We start from the raw sequence: 16,860 nt of genomic DNA, 5'->3' as shown, positions 1-16,860 counted from the left end.
TTAATCTATAATCCAACTTGGTAATGCTAATGAAATGCTTGGAAATAAAGTTACCAAGGCGAGTACAACAAAACTAACGATTAAAAACGGAAATCCTGCTTTACTCACTTTAGCAATGGATACTTTACCGATACTAGACGAAATAAATAAACATACACCAACCGGTGGTGTGGTTAATCCAATAATTAAATTCAAAACAGCTATTACAGCAAAATGAATAGGATCTATATCTACTGAAATGGCTAATTTTAGAAGAATTGGGAATAGGATAAGTAATGCTGCAATAGTTTCCATAAATGTACCCACAAAAATTAGCAGGATGTTTATCATAAGAAGCACCATGTATTTGTTTGTAGATATACCTAATATTTCTGATGAAATGAGTTGTGGTACTTGTTCGGTAATTAAAATCCAACCAAAAAGATTTGCAAACCCAACCAATAACATTAAAGATGCTGAGGTTTTCATAGAATCTAAAACAATAATTTGAACTTTTTTAAAGTTTAGTTTTTTATAAACGAATGCACCAATTAATAATGCATAAATCACAGCTATAATAGAAGCTTCGGTTGGTGTAAAAACACCGCCAATAATTCCGAATAAGATAATAAAGGTCATCAATAACGACCAAAATGTATCTTTAAAACTGTATAAAACTTGTTTAATTGAACTTTTTGGATGTTTTGGATATTTTTTTCGTTTTGAAATAAAGTATGCAGTTGCCATTAATCCACCACCCAATAATAATCCAGGAAATGCACCAGCGAGGAATAACCTTCCAACAGATAAACCACTTAAAGTTGCTGCAATAATCATGGGGATACTTGGAGGAATAATAGGTCCCATTGTAGATGACGCAGCAGTAACCGCACACGAAAAATCGGCATCATAACCTTCTTTTTTCATGGCTGGGATCATGATAGAGCCCATACTTGCCGTATCGGAAACTGCAGTTCCGGAAATACCTGCAAATAACATCGATGCTCCAATATTTACCAATGATAAACCACCTGTGATATGTCCCATTAAATGATTACAAAAATTGACTATTTTTTCCGTAAGTCCCCCATAATTCATCAAATTACCAGCCATGATAAACCCTGGAATGCTCAGCAATACAAATACATCAATGCCTGAATACAGTTTCATAGGAATCACAATCAATGGAATTCCATTTAAAATAATATACACAAAACAGGATAACCCCAAAGAGAAAGCAATTGGAAATCGCAATACCAAACACACTATAAATACAATAAACAGGACGAGTATCATGGTTTTGGGTTTTTAAGTTGTTTGATGAGTTTCAAGCCAATAAAATAGCACATTGTAAGCCCTAAAATAAGCATGCTAGAAAATGCAATACCCATTTTTATGCCCATACTTGGCGAATTTTCACTAAATCCCATAACAACAAATTTGATGGAAGCAAATGCTAGAATAAAAAATAGAATAAAAACGCAGATTAATATTAATGTACTTATTTTTCTCTTCCAAATGTTGTTGAACATATTGTAAAACACATCTAAATGGATGTAGTAATTCGATTTTAAAGCCAGAGGACAGGCAAAAGCGACTGAGAAAATAAAGCATAATCGAGAGACTTCCTCAGTCCAAGAGGGTGCTTGTGCTAAAAAAAACGAGCAAAAATTTGAAGCAATACCGAGCCAATCAATAAGAATACGCTCCAGATTGTTCCTAGTTTCAAGATTTTTTCAATGTGCTTTTTCAACATAATTTATTCGTTTTTCAATGTTTTATAAACCGCTTTCATATCAGGCGATAAACTGCTGTAAATAGCATCTTCACTCTTTTTAATAAAAGCTTCTTTATCAACTTCAATGAATTCCATGCCTTTTGCCGAAAGTTCATCTTTTATGTTTTTTTCATTTTCCATAAAAAGACGACGTTCATAGGCCTGCATGTCTTTTGCTGCTTCTAAAAATATTACTTTTAAATCATCGGGTAATTTTTGAAATTGTTTTTCGCCTATCACAGGATAGCCCCAACTAATTACATGTTCAGTAAGGTTGATGTATTTCTGAACTTCATAAAATCCCGCATTTTTAATCAAATCAAACGGATTTTCCTGTGCTTCAATTGTGCCTTGTTGTAAAGATGTAAACACTTCTGAGAACGCCATTGGTGTGGGTTTAGCGCCCAATGCACTCCACGCCGTAACAAATGAGGGCACATTCGGAACGCGTACAATAAGTCCTTGTAAATCATCTGGGTGTTTAATTGGTCGGTTAGTCGTTAAATGTCTTGGGCCTCTTTGAAAATAACCTACAGGGCGTAATCCCGTAACTTCAATCATTTGGCGTTCCATTTCTTTTCCAACTTTTCCATGGATAAAATTTCTAGCTTCAACGGTATCTTTAAAGAAAAAAGGAGCTCACAAAAAGCAGCCAATTCAAACCAGTTGTTGAGCATAGAACCTGTAACGGTCATGTCAATTACTTCAGCTTGAATTAACCTGATGGCTTCAATTTCTTTAGCTAATTGTTCAGAAGGGTAGACCTGAACCTTCATTCTACCATCTGAACGTTCCTCTAAAATTTCTCCAAAATATTCGAATGCCTTAAACCACGTATGGTTTTCGGTAACAATTAAGCTTGCTCGAAATAGATAAGTGTTTTTTTCTTTGTTTTGCAATTGGTAAGCACTAAAAAACAGAGTACAACGACTAGGTATCCCAATGCACGATTTTTTAAAAGCGGTCTTGTTTTTAATATTTTGTTCATTTATTTAATTATCAATGCGTTGAAGCTATGTTTTCCTTCTTTAAAGACGATAAATAGGTAATTAAATCCCGGATGGCTCTTTTACCCAACAGTTCTCCCATAGGTGGCATTGAAGATATTACATTTTCACGATTTTTAATTCTCGAAACAGGAACAATTAAAGGTTCGGCATCAGATGTTCTAAGGGTTAATTCTGTTTTGGATTCTTTTTCTAAAATACCAACTACGGTTTGTTCATTATCGAGTGTTAAAATAACGTTGCCGTAACCAGGTGCTAATCTTGCACTTGGGGCTACTAAAGCTTCTAAAAGTTGTTCCCTAGATAACTCGTTGGCAATATTATCAAGTGGTGGACCTACATCTCCACCAGCGCCATTTACGGCGTGACATCTTACGCATTGGGCTGTAGCATTGTAATTAAAAATATTGAAACCATTTCTTCTTTTCCACCGTAGAGTGCTTCCTTATAGGAATTTAAAATACTAGTGGTATCTCTAATTTTATTTAATTCTGAAATTAATGTTTCAGATTTTGAAGATGTAACAGTTTCATATAAATCTAAAATCACACTTTTTGATAACCTGTTATTTTTTGCTTGATTTAATAAATGTTTTAATATGGGTTCAGTATTTTCTTTTGGTAAATTTCTTAGTGTTTTTAAAATACTTTGCTGGTCTCCAACAGATCCATATTTGAAAATAGGCGTAACGATACTTGGTAAGTTTTCTTTTGAAATTTGTAAACGTTGTAAAGAAGTAATGGCTACGGATCTTACGTCTTGAGCCTTGTCTTTCATGCCAATTTTAATTACAGTTTCAATGTTGTCAAAATTTAATGCTGCTAAAGCATCAAGTGCCGATTGACGTGCTTTTGAAGATTTATGCGTTTTTAAGATGTTGAATAATGAAGCATTATGCGACTCAATTTTAAGGCTTTTAAAACATCTGAAATACCAATTAGGATATCTGGATTACTATCTTTTAAGAAAATTGAAATTTCATTTTCAATTTTCTGTTTTACAATATTAATATCTCTAGTTATAGTTCCGCGAAAGCGACCATCAACTCGATCTAAAGGCGAAGGATTGTGCCATGTGGCTATAGTTGCCAAAGCTTCTCCTCTTAAAACATTTGAGGCATCTTGTCTTTTTGCAAATGTGATGAGGTCGTCTAAAGCTTCTTGAGTTCCAACTCTTAATGCAGCATTAATGCAGCGTCTTAAAAGTGGCTCGTTATCTGTGTATTTTTCTGAAAGTAACAATTTTGCTAAATCTGGGAGTGATGCCTCGATAGACCAATCGTCATTTATAGCCCTAGCTGCATTGGTTACGATATCTTCAGCTGTATCATTTAAAAACAGACTAATTTTTGGACTTTGCATTTGCCTTAAAACTAATACTGCGGCAAGTCTTAAGCTTGTATTATCATTATTAAAAAGAAGTGCAATTGGGTCTGCTTCTCCAATTCTAGATAAGGCCAAAACTCCAGCGTGTCTTAAATAAACATCTTCATCATTATTTTTAGCAAGCATATCCATTAAAGGTTGAATGGAAGCTTTGTATTTGAGTCGCCCTAAAGATTGGGCTGCGAAAAATTGGATTCTCGCATTTTGATGTTGTAATAAAGGGATTAATTTATCTGGAGCTTCGTTGTATTTTACATCTCCAATAATTTTTGCAGCTTGGGCGATAATTTCAGGATCACCATCGGATAATAAATCGATTAAAGGTGCAGCTTTTTTAGGGTTTTTATCAGCAAGTTGTCCAATTCCCCAAATAGCATGGATTCTTGCAAACTGATTTTTGTTTTCTATTGAAACCTTTTGAAGTATTTTATATTCTGAACGATCTACCAATTCAAATTGGGCTTTCTTACGAATGCGCATATCTTGATAACTTAGAAGTTCTACTAATTTCTCCTTTGAAGCCTCATTGTAATTAAAAGTCATTAAACGCTCTGTTTCTTGTCTTTCCTGGGCTAAATCATTTCTATCACTTTCTACATCCAACTTCCAAACTCTTCCGTAGTTTTTGGTGTTCCATCCGCTAATCCAATCGGTCATGTATAGTGCGCCATCGGGTCCAAACCTTAAACCTGTTGGTAGTACGCCATTCAAAATAGAAGTATCTGTATTTAATTCAAAACTTGCGCCTTTAGGCTTTAAATCGAAAGCCCAAATATGTGAACGACTAGGCGTTCCTGAAAACTGAACCAAAAAGAATTTATTCAACCAATTTTTTCCCAATGCCGTTCCAGGATTAAACGCCATTCCTGTTGGGCCACCATGAAAACTTGCTAAAGGTGGAATGATGTGCGAGGCTTGACCTTTCCACCTAGGTTTATATAACTCCTCGTCCATCCAGACTTTATAAGTGTTGTTTTTTTGGTCGGTATATTTGCCAAATTGCCAATTTGTACGCCAACCAGCATCAGAACCTTCAACCACATACATTAAACGTTCAGTTTCGCCTGCATGGTCACCATCGTTATCAGAAGTAATAATATTTCCGTAAGCATCAAATACAAATTCGTGGGTGTTTCTTAAACCATGTGCAAATACTTCAAAATTGCTGCCGTCAGGATTACAACGCACAATCACGCCTTGGTTTGGGTATTCGTGATTTTTACCAGCATTGTCGGTTAAATTTGCGCCAATATCTCCAATACCCCAATAAATTTTTCCGTCAGGGCCTTCAATGGCACCAGACATACCATGTCCGCCAAATCCAATATGTACCTGAAATCCTGCGGCTAACGATTTTTTTTCGTCGAAAACACCATCATCATTTGTGTCTTCGAGTTTCCACATATTAGGAGCAATACCTATATATAAGTTTTTGTCTTTTACTAAAATAGCGCCTGCTACATCATCTACTTCATCATTAAAATCGTTTAAAACTCTTGTGGAAATATCGGCAAGTCCATCATTATTTGTGTCTTCAAGTTTCCAAACTTCTTCTTTTTCTACTGTTAAATCCCGCCAGTCGTGAATGGAATCGTTATTTAAATCCTTTAACCATGTGTTTTTTTCGCTCAATTCAGTTGCAAAGGTTTCATGCAGAAATTTGCGTCTGTCCTCAACAGTTTGCATTGTTATAGAAGGTGTCATCCAATTGCGATGGCTTCTTATATCAAACTCTGAATTTTTTTGGCGATTGGTTCGTGTTAAATAGATGTTTCCAAAATTATCGATGTCCATACTTACAGGATCTGGTGCTAAAGAATCTGAAGCCCATAAACTTAACGTTAAACCATCGGCTAATTTTGCACTTACTTTTTTTCTTGTTTTTAAGGCACGTTCTTTAACGGTTAAAGAATCTTCAGTTTTAATTAAAGGTGTTTCCTTTGGTTTTTTCGGTGTTGTTTCACAAGAAAAAATAAAAAGTACGGATAGAGCTATTACGATTTTAACTTTCATATAATGAAGATGGTAAAATAATTTTTGTCTTCTAAAGTATAAATTTCCAAGTGAGATAGAAAATTGTTTTAAGAAGTTGTTCTTAAAAAGAACTTATATGGCTAAGTTTTGACTATTTGTTGCGACTGTTAATATATTATAAAGTGATTTTGGAGTCATAGTAACAATCGAAATAATATAAAAAAATCCCGTAAACATAAGTTTCGGGATTTTTTGTGGTACCTCCAGGAATCGAACCAGGGACACAAGGATTTTCAGTCCTTTGCTCTACCAACTGAGCTAAGGTACCTCGCCAAAGCGGATGCAAATATATATTCATTTTTGTTATTGCCAAAATAAAATCAGAAAAAAGAATAGATTAATTTCAATTCAATTATTATAAAATATTTAAGATTTTAATTCTCATGGTTTTGTAGATTTACATTTTTGCAATTAGGATGAATTTAATAATAGATGTCGGTAATACATTTGTAAAACTTGCAGGTTTTGAAAATGATAATTTAGTTTTCAAAAATACTGCGAAACTTCAGTATTTTATTGAAGAGGTGAACCAATTGAAAAAAAAATACCCGAATATAAAACGAGCCATAGTTTCTTCCGTGGGTAAGCTGAAAAAAAATGATATTAAATATTTAGAAAAGAAGTTTAATGTATTAGTATTGACACATGAAACTAAAGTTCCTTACGTAAATAACTATAAAACCCCTAAAACATTAGGTATTGATAGAATTGCTTTAGTGTGTGCTTCTGTGTACCATCATCCAGATAATAATGTTCTAATTATTGATGCAGGAACTTGTATAACTTATGATTTCATAACTAATAAGAATGTATATTTAGGAGGAGCTATTTCACCAGGTATTAGAATGCGCTATAAATCTCTGAATAATTTAACGGCAAATTTACCGTTGTTAGATACAGATAAGCCAAAGGATGTTATTGGTATTTCAACAAACAGTTCCATTCATTCAGGAGTAGTTAATGGTGTTGTAAATGAAATAGATGGCTTTATTAAAGCGTATCAAGAAAAATATTCAGATTTAACAGTTATTTTAACAGGCGGAGATACTAATTTCTTGTCAGAACAATTAAAAAGTAGCATATTTGCCAACTCAAATTTTCTTTTAGAAGGTCTAAATTATATTTTGAAATTTAATTCAAACTAATGATAAAAAAACTGCTAGTAGTTTTTCTTGCTATTTTTACAATTACATGTTATGCTCAAGAGGGTACAGCATCCCCATATTCTTTCTACGGGATTGGGAGTTTAAAATTTAAGGGAACAGTTGAGAACCAAAGTATGGGTGGTTTGAGTATTTATAATGATAGTATTCATGTAAATCTTCGTAATCCTGCCTCTTTAGCTGGACAAAATCTTTTAATGTTTAATAAAGAAAGTAGACCTATTAAATACACAGTTGGTGGTAGTTATTCTAGTGCAAATTTAAAAAGTAATGCTAGCAATGGGAATGTTTCTTCAACTACGTTTGATTACTTAGCGTTGGCCCTTCCTCTAGGTAAGTTTGGGGTTGGGATAGGTATTATGCCCTACACATCCGTTGGGTATAAACTAGAAACTACAAATAGTGATGATTTTATTACAAATCGTTTTAATGGTGAAGGTGGTTTAAATAAGGTGTATTTTGGTTTAGGGTATACTGTTAATAAAAATTTGAGTATAGGTGTTGATGCTAATTACAATTTTGGTAACATACAGAATAATGCTATAGAATTTCGATTTGATAGTGATGGATTACCTCTAATAGCACAATCTAGAGAAAATAACCGTTCAGATTTAAGTGGATTGAACTTCAACTTAGGTCTTTCTTATAAAGCAATGCTAAATGAAAGTTTAGAACTAGTTTCTGGCTTAACATATACACCAGAAAGTAAGTTGACATCTCAAAATCAACGTTCTTTTTCTACCGTTACCATTGGCTCATCAGGACAGACAACTGTTAGAAGTACTGTAGATGTAGATTTAGAAAGTCAAGGATTGTTGGAAACTGATTTGGTGTTGCCTTCAAAGTTTTCATTCGGTTTAGGATTAGGTGAACGTCGTAAATGGTTTGTTGGCGCTGAATATGAATCACAAAAAATTAGTAATTTTGAGAATCCCTTGTATAATAGCTCAGCTAATTATGAAGATGGTTCTAGATTTTCGTTGGGAGGGTTTTATATTCCTGAATACAACTCGTTTTCTAGCTACTTTAAACGATTAGTTTATAGAGCAGGTATTAGAGCTGAGAAAACAGGTTTAAATATAGAAAACGAATCAATAAGTGAGTTTGGCATATCTTTTGGAGTAGGTATACCAGTTGGAGATTTTGGCTCTAACGCAAATTTAGGTTTTGAAATTGGTAAAAGAGGGACAACTAATAGTAATTTAATACAAGAGAACTTTATTAATTTTCAGATTAGTTTATCTTTGAACGATAGATGGTTTCAAAAAAGAAAATACGACTAACAGCATAACATTATTATCATGAAAACAAAAATTACATTATTATTAACATTATTCACTTTTGTATTTAGCGGAGTTAACTTGGCCAATGCGCAGGGTAATGAAGAGGATATGGCGAAATTGTCTATAATGACAGAATACGCTAGAGCAAAGAATTACGAAGCAGCTTATGAGCCTTTTATGGCGCTTAGAGCGAAGAATCCAAAGTTTAATCGTGCTATTTATGTATATGGCGAAAAGATATTAGATGATAAAATTGAAAAATCTTCAGGTGCTGAAAAAGTGAATTTCATCAAGGATTTAGCTAAACTCTGGGGGAAAGAGCAGAGTACTACCCAAGTAAAACACCAAAGGGAGAATATGCTGGAAAAGCATGTCAGTTATTATATGATAATAGAGATGCTCTAGGTAAAACTGATGAAGAATTATATGAGTGCTTTGATGCTGCTTATCAAGCAGATAAGGAAACTTTTAAAAACCCTAAGAGTTTATATACTTATTTTTCATTGATGGTTAAGTTATATGATGCGGGAAAAAAACCTGCTAAAGATTTATTCAATAAATATGATGATGTAGTTGAAAAAATTGAGGATGAAGTAAAGTTTGCTTCAGAGAAACTTAACAAATATGTAGAAAAAGAAGAGGCTGGAACTCCTTTGACAACAAAAGATAAGAAATATCAAAAATATTATGGGCAGGTTTTAGGAGCTTATGATAAAATAGGAGGAAGTGTAGACTCTCAATTAGGTGATAGAGCAAATTGTGCAAACTTAATCCCGCTTTATCAAAAAGATTATGATGCACATAGCAATGATGCTGTTTGGTTAAAACGTGCTGTAAGTAGAATGTATCATAAAGAATGTACTGAAGATCCATTGTATGAAAAATTAGTAAAGTCTTATGATGAAACTGCACCATCGGCAGATACAAAATATTTCGTAGCGACAATTTTACTTAAAAATGGTAAAACTTCTGAAGCTGAAAGTTATTTAAAACAATCTTACGATTTAGAAACTGATACTTTCAAAAAAGGAAAATTAGCCAACAGAATTGGTTTAATCCTCAAGAAAAAAGGAAGATATGGTCAAGCTAGAGGTTATTTTAGAGATGCTTTAAAATTGAACCCTGCTAGTGGTCGTCCTCACCTTTCAATTGCTGCTATGTATGCTGCAAGTGCTAAAAACTGTGGAGATACTAATTTCAATAAAAGAGCGGTATATTGGTATGCAGCTCAAGAAGCAAGAAAAGCATCTAGAGTAGATCCAACATTAAAAAAGGCAGCAGCACAGTCTGCAGCAAATTATTCAGCCAAAGCACCACAAAGGTCTGAGATATTTACAGCTGGTAATTCAGGACAAACTATCAAAATTGGTTGTTGGATTGGAGGTTCAGTAACGAGTGCCAAAAGTTTAATGCAAAACAGAATATTTAAATACTATATATTAAACATAGTCATAGCAATTGCTATGACTATGTTTTTTTCATGTAGCAATAGTTTAAAGGAAGTGAAAAAAATTGGGATTTCTGAGAATGAACCTATTGGAGTTGCTGAAAATATTAACTTGAAGTATACAGATTCAGGAAAAGTAACGGCTATATTGAAGAGTGTTAAAATGCTTGATTATTCAAATAGAATGTTTCCTTACAACGAATTCCTTGATGGCGTAAATTTGGAACTATTTGAAGATGATAAAAAAAGTGTAATTGTTTCAGATTATGCTATTATTTATAGTAAAACAGATATTATAGATTTACAAGGCAATGTGAAAATTACCACCCACAGTAACGATACACTTTATGCTGAACAACTATATTTTGATCAAGCGACTGAATGGGTATTTACAAACAAGCCTGTGAAATTTAGAACAGGTCAAGATTTAATACATGGCAATGGTTTCGATTCTAATAAAGGCTTTACCAATGCTGAAGTACTAGAAATAAATGGTATCATTACACTTGATGAATAATCTACCATTGAATTATTCTAACACAAGACTTCAATTTTAAGTATCTTTGCTATACATTTCAATTTAAATTATGCGATACACAAAGTTTTTTCAATATGCTTACTTGGTATTTGGAGCTTTATTTTTGTACAAAGTAATAGCTATTTACTTAAATGTTGGAGAAGTGCATTTAGGATATTTACTGCTTGCTGCTTTGGCTATTTTTGTGTTCTTCTTTAGAAGAAATTTTAACAAAAAATTTGAAAACAAAGACAAATAAATGACACTCTCAGTTGTTATAATTGTTGTTTCTTTAATACTTTCGGCGTTTTTTTCAGGTATGGAGATTGCTTATGTATCTTCTAACAAAATTCATATTGAAATTGAAAAAAAACAAGAAGGTGTTTTGGCAAATGTACTTAGTAAGTTAACAGCAAAACCCTCAAAATTCATTACAACAATGCTTATTGGTAACAATATAGCTTTGGTTATCTATGGGTTTTTTATGGGAGATGTTTTAGTGAGTTGGTTTCTATCCATGTTGCCTTCAAATTCAGTTTTCTTAAATTATATGTTGAGCGATTTAAGTTTACTGTCTCAAACTATAATTTCAACATTAGTGATTTTAATTACTGCAGAATTTTTACCTAAAGTATTCTTTCAAATTTATGCTAATTCGCTCATCAAATTTTTAGCAATTCCTGCATATATCTTTTATGTGCTATTCTCTTTTGTGTCAGATTTTGTGATTTGGATTTCAGATTTAGTACTCAAATATTTTTTTAAAACTGAAGGCGATAACATCCAATTAGCATTTACAAAAGTTGAATTAGGGAATTACATTAGTGAGCAAATGGAATCTGTTGAAGAACACGATGAGGTAGATTCTGAAATTCAAATATTTCAAAATGCATTAGAGTTTTCTGAAGTAAAAGCCAGAGAGGTTATGGTGCCTAGAACAGAAATTATTGCGGTTGAAATTAATGATACTATTAAATCTTTAAATGCATTATTTACCGAAACAGGCTGCTCTAAAATATTGGTGTATAAAGATTCGCTTGATGACATTTTGGGTTACGTACATTCCTTCGAGTTGTTTAAAAAGCCTAAAACCATAAAATCTATTTTACTGCCTGTAGAATTTGTTCCTGGGACGGTTTTAATTAGTGATGTCTTAAATATTTTGATTAAAAAACGAAAAAGTATCGCTGTAGTTTTAGATGAATATGGAGGGACTTCGGGCATAATGACTGTTGAAGATATTGTAGAAGAGCTTTTTGGAGAAATTGAAGATGAGCATGATACCGTAGTTTTAACTGAGCAGAAAATAGATGAAGATATTTATGAGTTTTCAGGGCGTTTGGAGGTAGATTATATCAACGAAACCTATAAGATTGATTTGCCTGAGCATGAAAATTATGAAACTTTGGGAGGTTTAATTGTAAACCATACTGAAGAAATTCCTCAAAAAGAAGAAGTTATTCAGATGGAGAAGTTTCAATTTACTATTTTGGAAGTTTCAACTACAAAAATAGATTTAGTAGAACTTAAAATTATCGATGTGGATTAACTAAAAATTATTGGATAGTTTATTCTACAAATTAAAGAGGCTTTCTATTTTCATTATTAAATAGAAAATGGTATTTTCGCGCACGATATTTTTGTCAACTTACAATGCGAAAGCCTTTTAGCAAAGTTAGGCATTAATTTTTTTGACAAATCAATTAACAAAACCATTAACGGTTTAAAATTTTTAAATAACACATGGCAGTTTTAAATAAAATCAGACAAAAAACATTTGTTCTTATAATTGTTATTGCTTTAGCATTATTCGCTTTTATATTATCAAGTCTTTTTGATAATAGAGATGCTCTTTTTAGTAAATCTCAGCATATTGTTGCTACTATTAACGATAAAGATATAACTCGTGATGACTTTTTACAAAAAGTAGAAGCTGCTCAACGTCAAATGGGGCCAGATGCAACCAATACTCAAGTAATGAACATGGTTTGGAATCGTGAGTTGAGAGAAGCTGTTTTGTCTTCTGAATATGAAAAATTAGGAATTTCTGTTGAGAAAGATCAAATGCGTGACTTGTTAAAAACAGCCTTAGCTGGTAGTCCAGAGTTTTTAAATTCTGCTGGTTTGTTTGATGAAGGAAAGTTAAATGAGTACATCGCCAACTTAAAAAACACTTCTGCTGATGCTTATGCTGGTTGGGTAAACTATGAAAAGCAAGTTGCAGCAAATGCATTACAACAAAATTATTTCAACTTAGTAAAAGCTGGTTTGGTTGGTACGCTTTCAGAAGGCGAATTAGAACATAAACTTGAAGGAAATAAAGTAGATATTAAATTTGTTCAAATTCCTTACAGTAAAATAGCCGACAGTACAATAGCGGTTAGTAAATCTGATATTTCAGCTTATATCAAAGCTCACAAGAATGATTTTGAAGTTGAAGCTTCACGTGATATTAAATACGTTGAGTTTAAAGAAGAAGCTACTGTTGCTGATGAAAATGCCCTTAAAACTATTTTAGAAGGTTTTAAAAACGGTAAAACAGAGTATAACCAATCTAGTGGTACTACAGATACTATCAAGCCTTTTGCTAAAGCAGAAAATAACGAAAGTTACGTAAATTTAATAGGAGACTCAGATTTGCCTTTTGAGGATCGTTTCGTATTTAAATCTAGCTTACCAAAAGAGTTTGCTGAAGATATTTATAACTTAAATGAAGGTGAAGTTTTTGGACCTTATAAAGATAATGGCTTTTTTAAATTATCTAAGGTTATTGAAACAAAGCGAATTCCAGATTCGGCAAAAGTAAGACACATACTAATTCCTTTTATTGGTGGTGCAAGTGCTGGTCCTGATGTAACTAGAACTGAAGATCAAGCAAAAGCGTTATCAGACAGTTTATTAAGTGTGCTTAAAAGAAACAAATCTAAGTTCCCAGAATTTGTAACTGAGTTTTCTTCAGATCAAGGGAGTGTTGCAAAAGGGGGACGCTATGATTGGCATCCTTACGGGACAATGGTTCCAGAATTCAACGATTTTGAATTTGAAGGTGAAACAGGAGATTTAGGAGTGGTTAAAACTGTCTTTGGGTTTCATATTATTGAAGTTGAAGGACAAAAGAATAAAAGTAAAGCAGTAAAAGTTGGAACCATTGCAAGAAAAATAGAGCCTTCTGAAGAAACGATTAACAAAATATTTAGAGATGCTTCTAATTTTGAGATTTCTACTGAAAATAAAGATTTTGAAGCACTTGCAAAAGAAAATAATTTTAATGTTCGTCCAGTTAACGGTGTAAAAGCATTAGATGAAAATATACCAGGAATAGGAAATCAAAGATTAATTGTACGTTGGGCTTTTGAAGATGAAGCAAAAGTAGGCGATGTAAAGCGTTTTACAATTCCTAATGGTTATGCCATTGCACAAATAGTTGCAAAACATGAAAAAGGATTAATGTCTGTAGAAGATGCATCTGCAACAGTATTACCAAAAATAAGAAAAGAGCGCAAAGCTGAATTAATTAAAGAGCGTGTTACAGCTTCAACATTAGAAGATGTTTCTGCTGCCGAAAACGAAACTGTAAGAACTGCTCCAGCAATAAATATGAAAAACCCAACAATCTCTGGTGGAGGAAGAGAACCATTAGTAGTTGGTGCTGCATTTGCTTTAAATGAAGGTGAAACTTCAAAATTAATTGCAGGAAATAATGGTGTTTATATGGTACAAGTTACGAAGGTAACACCAGCTGTTGAATTAGATAATTACCAAGCAGCAGCAAATAGAATAGAGCAACAAAAATCTGGTGTTGTAAATACTAAACTTTACGATGCTTTAAAAGAAGCATCTGAAATTGAAGATAACAGAGCAGCGTTACAAATTCAATAATAGAACAAAACTAACTCAAGTAAAAAGTCCCACTTATGCTGGGGCTTTTTTATTTTATCATGTTTTGATAAGGGATTACAGTATCAAAACCCTTGTTCTTAAAATATCCAGTAGGATCTGATTCAGAACATGCCAAAATAAAATCTCCACCCCAAGCGCCAAGACTCTTCATAGCGCCTTCAAAATCATTAAAATAAAGTGATTTTACGGTGTCTTGTCTTGTAATAGTTGATATAATGTGTTCATGAGCTTCAATCAATATTTGAAACTCTTTAAAGCTATTACTTGAAGTTATGTTTAAAGTAATCTCATTAATTTCAGAAATAACAGGTTTTAAGTCAGTTTTTAGAGATTTATAATGCGCAATACCATCACGACTATTTTGTTTTTTATTGAGATAAACAAAATATAACTGGTCTTTAAACTTAGGATTGAAATCAACAGTTTTAACTATTGGTTTTTTGTCTTTTAATTGATAAATGATCGCCTTGTTATTTTGAGCACAAGCAATATCATAACCGCTTCCTCCAAAGGTGTTTTCTAAAAGTTTATGTGCGTTTATATTAGCCCATTGCGATATATTGTTTATTAAAGTTGAAGATGTACCAAGTCCCCAGTTTTTCGGAAAGTCTAATTCAGTTGTTATTTTAAAACCAGTTTTGGATTCTAAAAAATTTGAATTAAATTTTTTTGCAGCATGTAATATTTGAATAAGCCTTTTGGAAATTTCGTCATGTTTAGCTTGTTTTAGCATCTCAATACCAGATAGCTTTAATTCGTTTTTAAACCATACATGGCCTTTCTGATCTATACTTTTCCAAATTAATTTAGAAGCATCAATTGGTTCAATAGTTAAAGATTGTCCGTATTTAGTAGGAACTGCAAAAGCCAATGCACCATCAAGCACAACATATTCTCCAGTAATTAACAATTTTCCGTTACTTCTATATTCTTTCAATGTATTCAGGGTTTGAGTAAAACTTTACGACTTAGTGCCTTTGCGGGAAATATTTTCGTCTAACTTCTTATTTTATTTAAAGCCTCAACAACTGCACTATGCGTAACAGTATTGGTTTTAAAATGTTCTGTCAGTTTTATTTTTTCAGTAGCATTAGCTCCAAACTGATTTAAAATATTCATCAAGTGCATTTTCATGTGGCCTTGTTGAATTCCAGTAGTGGTCAACGAACGTAGTGCAGCAAAATTTTGAGCTAAACCAGCAACTGCAACAATTTGCATTAATTCTTTAGCAGAAGGTTTATGTAATAATTCTAAAGCTAATTTTACCAGAGGATGTAAGCCTGTAAGCCCACCAATAGTTCCTAAAGCCAAAGGGAGTTCCATCCAAAACTTGAAAATACCGTTATTGACTTCAGCATGAGATAAACTGCTATAGGTTCCGTTTCTAGAAGCATAGGCGTGTACACCAGCTTCAACTGCTCTAAAATCATTTCCGGTAGCTAAAACAACAGCATCAATGCCGTTCATAATACCTTTATTATGAGTTACTGCGCGATGAGGTTCAACTTCAGCAATTCTAATAGCTTGAACAAATTTATTTGTGAACTCTTCTGCAGATATATCGTTATTTTCAGTTAAATCTTCAACTGGACAACTCACTTCAACTTTAACTAAACATTCTGGAACATAGTTAGAGAGAATACTCATCACTATTTCAATATGCTTTTCTTCATCTGTAAAACCTTCAAAAGTCAAAGCTTCTCGTTTAAAAGTCATGGCAAACTGCTCTAAACACGAATTTATGAAATTGGCGCCCATGGCATCTAAAGTTTCAAATGTGGCATGCAATTGGTAGTAACCTTCTAAATCTTTAGTTTTATTTCGAAGTTCAATGTCAAGAATACCTCCACCGCGCTTGTCCATATTTGCAGTTATGGATTTTGCGTCTTCAATAAGAGAGGATTTCACAGTATTAAAAAACTGTATTAAAACATCAGATTTCCCATGAAACATAAAATGTACTTGCCCCACTTTTTTAGTAGATAACACTTCAGCTTTAAAACCACCTCTATCTAACCAAAACTTAGCGGCTTTACTTGCTGCTGCAACCACCGAACTTTCCTCAATAGCCATTGGTATTGTATATGTTTTGCCATTAATTAAAAAATTTGGTGCAACACCCAACGGGAGGTAATAATTAGTAATTGTATTTTCTATAAACTCGTCGTGTAATTGTTGTAATTTTCCATCGGTATTCCAATACTGTTTTAAAACCTGTTTTGCATCAGTAGTATTTGAGAAATAAGTATTGACAATCCAATCAATTTTTTCAGATTTAGAGAGTTTAGAAAAACCAGAAATCGTTTTGCTCATAATAGCATTCTTTTGAGTTGCAAAGATACTACACTTGGTACGAAAATTGAACAAC

14 protein-coding genes, 1 tRNA gene and 1 pseudogene are annotated in these 16,860 nt (G+C 32.9%); 7 read left to right on the top strand and 9 right to left on the bottom strand.

What is annotated here, in order from left to right; translation table 11 throughout:
• The 7 genes and pseudogenes from AC0L5U_RS10495 to AC0L5U_RS10465 all read right to left on the bottom strand — a co-directional run bounded on the left by AC0L5U_RS10495 (position 1) and on the right by AC0L5U_RS10465 (position 6,450).
• Positions 1 to 1,275, bottom strand: a complete 1,275-nt coding sequence (locus AC0L5U_RS10495) for a TRAP transporter large permease (RefSeq protein WP_473416374.1) — start codon at positions 1,273 to 1,275, stop codon at positions 1 to 3.
• Complete coding sequence (locus AC0L5U_RS10490; protein ID WP_473418266.1) at positions 1,272 to 1,661, bottom strand: TRAP transporter small permease; 390 nt, start codon at positions 1,659 to 1,661, stop codon at positions 1,272 to 1,274. Before AC0L5U_RS10490 ends, AC0L5U_RS10495 begins: the two co-directional genes overlap by 4 nt.
• A gap of 77 nt (positions 1,662 to 1,738) precedes the next feature.
• Positions 1,739 to 2,655: pseudogene (locus tag AC0L5U_RS10485) on the bottom strand (TRAP transporter substrate-binding protein).
• Between the two features lie 100 nt (positions 2,656 to 2,755).
• Positions 2,756 to 3,169 (bottom strand): c-type cytochrome, encoded by a 414-nt coding sequence (locus AC0L5U_RS10480; RefSeq protein ID WP_473418265.1) that lies wholly within the window; start codon positions 3,167 to 3,169, stop codon positions 2,756 to 2,758.
• On the bottom strand, positions 3,136 to 3,540 hold the full coding sequence (locus AC0L5U_RS10475) for a hypothetical protein (protein ID WP_473416372.1): 405 nt from the start codon (positions 3,538 to 3,540) through the stop codon (positions 3,136 to 3,138). The genes AC0L5U_RS10480 and AC0L5U_RS10475 overlap by 34 nt, the downstream gene beginning before the upstream one ends.
• Before the next feature lie 92 nt (positions 3,541 to 3,632).
• On the bottom strand, positions 3,633 to 6,161 hold the full coding sequence (locus AC0L5U_RS10470) for a HEAT repeat domain-containing protein (RefSeq protein ID WP_473416369.1): 2,529 nt from the start codon (positions 6,159 to 6,161) through the stop codon (positions 3,633 to 3,635).
• A 216-nt stretch (positions 6,162 to 6,377) separates the two neighbouring features.
• Positions 6,378 to 6,450, bottom strand: a tRNA-Phe gene (locus tag AC0L5U_RS10465).
• A gap of 148 nt (positions 6,451 to 6,598) precedes the next feature.
• Here AC0L5U_RS10465 and AC0L5U_RS10460 point away from each other — a divergent pair.
• The 7 genes from AC0L5U_RS10460 to AC0L5U_RS10430 all read left to right on the top strand — a co-directional run bounded on the left by AC0L5U_RS10460 (position 6,599) and on the right by AC0L5U_RS10430 (position 14,471).
• Positions 6,599 to 7,327 carry a type III pantothenate kinase gene (locus AC0L5U_RS10460; RefSeq protein ID WP_473416364.1) on the top strand — a complete coding sequence of 243 codons (729 nt, stop codon included), beginning with the start codon at positions 6,599 to 6,601 and terminating at the stop codon, positions 7,325 to 7,327.
• Entirely contained in the window at positions 7,327 to 8,628 is a 1,302-nt protein-coding gene (locus AC0L5U_RS10455) for an outer membrane protein transport protein (protein ID WP_473416361.1), read from the top strand. The genes AC0L5U_RS10460 and AC0L5U_RS10455 overlap by 1 nt, the downstream gene beginning before the upstream one ends.
• A gap of 18 nt (positions 8,629 to 8,646) precedes the next feature.
• Positions 8,647 to 9,033 (top strand): hypothetical protein, encoded by a 387-nt coding sequence (locus tag AC0L5U_RS10450; RefSeq protein WP_473416360.1) that lies wholly within the window; start codon positions 8,647 to 8,649, stop codon positions 9,031 to 9,033.
• A gap of 101 nt (positions 9,034 to 9,134) precedes the next feature.
• Complete coding sequence (lptC, locus tag AC0L5U_RS10445; RefSeq protein ID WP_473416357.1) at positions 9,135 to 10,592, top strand: LPS export ABC transporter periplasmic protein LptC; 1,458 nt, start codon at positions 9,135 to 9,137, stop codon at positions 10,590 to 10,592.
• Between the two features lie 70 nt (positions 10,593 to 10,662).
• Positions 10,663 to 10,851: a hypothetical protein gene (locus AC0L5U_RS10440; protein ID WP_473416355.1), complete on the top strand. Its 189-nt coding sequence runs from the start codon at positions 10,663 to 10,665 to the stop codon at positions 10,849 to 10,851.
• Entirely contained in the window at positions 10,852 to 12,141 is a 1,290-nt protein-coding gene (locus AC0L5U_RS10435; protein ID WP_473416354.1) for a hemolysin family protein, read from the top strand.
• Between the two features lie 194 nt (positions 12,142 to 12,335).
• Positions 12,336 to 14,471 (top strand): peptidylprolyl isomerase, encoded by a 2,136-nt coding sequence (locus AC0L5U_RS10430; RefSeq protein WP_473416352.1) that lies wholly within the window; start codon positions 12,336 to 12,338, stop codon positions 14,469 to 14,471.
• A 49-nt stretch (positions 14,472 to 14,520) separates the two neighbouring features.
• Here AC0L5U_RS10430 and AC0L5U_RS10425 read toward each other — a convergent pair whose 3' ends face one another.
• Positions 14,521 to 15,429 carry a GYDIA family GHMP kinase gene (locus AC0L5U_RS10425; RefSeq protein WP_473416351.1) on the bottom strand — a complete coding sequence of 303 codons (909 nt, stop codon included), beginning with the start codon at positions 15,427 to 15,429 and terminating at the stop codon, positions 14,521 to 14,523.
• Between the two features lie 59 nt (positions 15,430 to 15,488).
• Positions 15,489 to 16,805 (bottom strand): hydroxymethylglutaryl-CoA reductase, degradative, encoded by a 1,317-nt coding sequence (locus AC0L5U_RS10420; protein ID WP_473416349.1) that lies wholly within the window; start codon positions 16,803 to 16,805, stop codon positions 15,489 to 15,491.
• Positions 16,806 to 16,860 lie beyond the last annotated feature (55 nt).

This window comes from Jejuia sp. G7-7, from assembly GCF_055808955.1.
Note: the sequence above shows the minus strand (reverse complement) of the source record. Positions and strands in the feature narration are given on the sequence as shown.

Coding starts and splice junctions, on each gene's coding strand:
- AC0L5U_RS10495 (WP_473416374.1), bottom strand. CDS start 1,275: ATGATACTCGTCCTGTTTATTGTATTTATAGTGTGTTTGGTATTGCGA.
- AC0L5U_RS10475 (WP_473416372.1), bottom strand. CDS start 3,540: ATGAAAGACAAGGCTCAAGACGTAAGATCCGTAGCCATTACTTCTTTA.
- AC0L5U_RS10470 (WP_473416369.1), bottom strand. CDS start 6,161: ATGAAAGTTAAAATCGTAATAGCTCTATCCGTACTTTTTATTTTTTCT.
- AC0L5U_RS10460 (WP_473416364.1), top strand. CDS start 6,599: ATGAATTTAATAATAGATGTCGGTAATACATTTGTAAAACTTGCAGGT.
- AC0L5U_RS10455 (WP_473416361.1), top strand. CDS start 7,327: ATGATAAAAAAACTGCTAGTAGTTTTTCTTGCTATTTTTACAATTACA.
- AC0L5U_RS10450 (WP_473416360.1), top strand. CDS start 8,647: ATGAAAACAAAAATTACATTATTATTAACATTATTCACTTTTGTATTT.
- lptC (WP_473416357.1), top strand. CDS start 9,135: ATGGTTAAGTTATATGATGCGGGAAAAAAACCTGCTAAAGATTTATTC.
- AC0L5U_RS10440 (WP_473416355.1), top strand. CDS start 10,663: ATGCGATACACAAAGTTTTTTCAATATGCTTACTTGGTATTTGGAGCT.
- AC0L5U_RS10435 (WP_473416354.1), top strand. CDS start 10,852: ATGACACTCTCAGTTGTTATAATTGTTGTTTCTTTAATACTTTCGGCG.
- AC0L5U_RS10430 (WP_473416352.1), top strand. CDS start 12,336: ATGGCAGTTTTAAATAAAATCAGACAAAAAACATTTGTTCTTATAATT.
- AC0L5U_RS10420 (WP_473416349.1), bottom strand. CDS start 16,805: ATGAGCAAAACGATTTCTGGTTTTTCTAAACTCTCTAAATCTGAAAAA.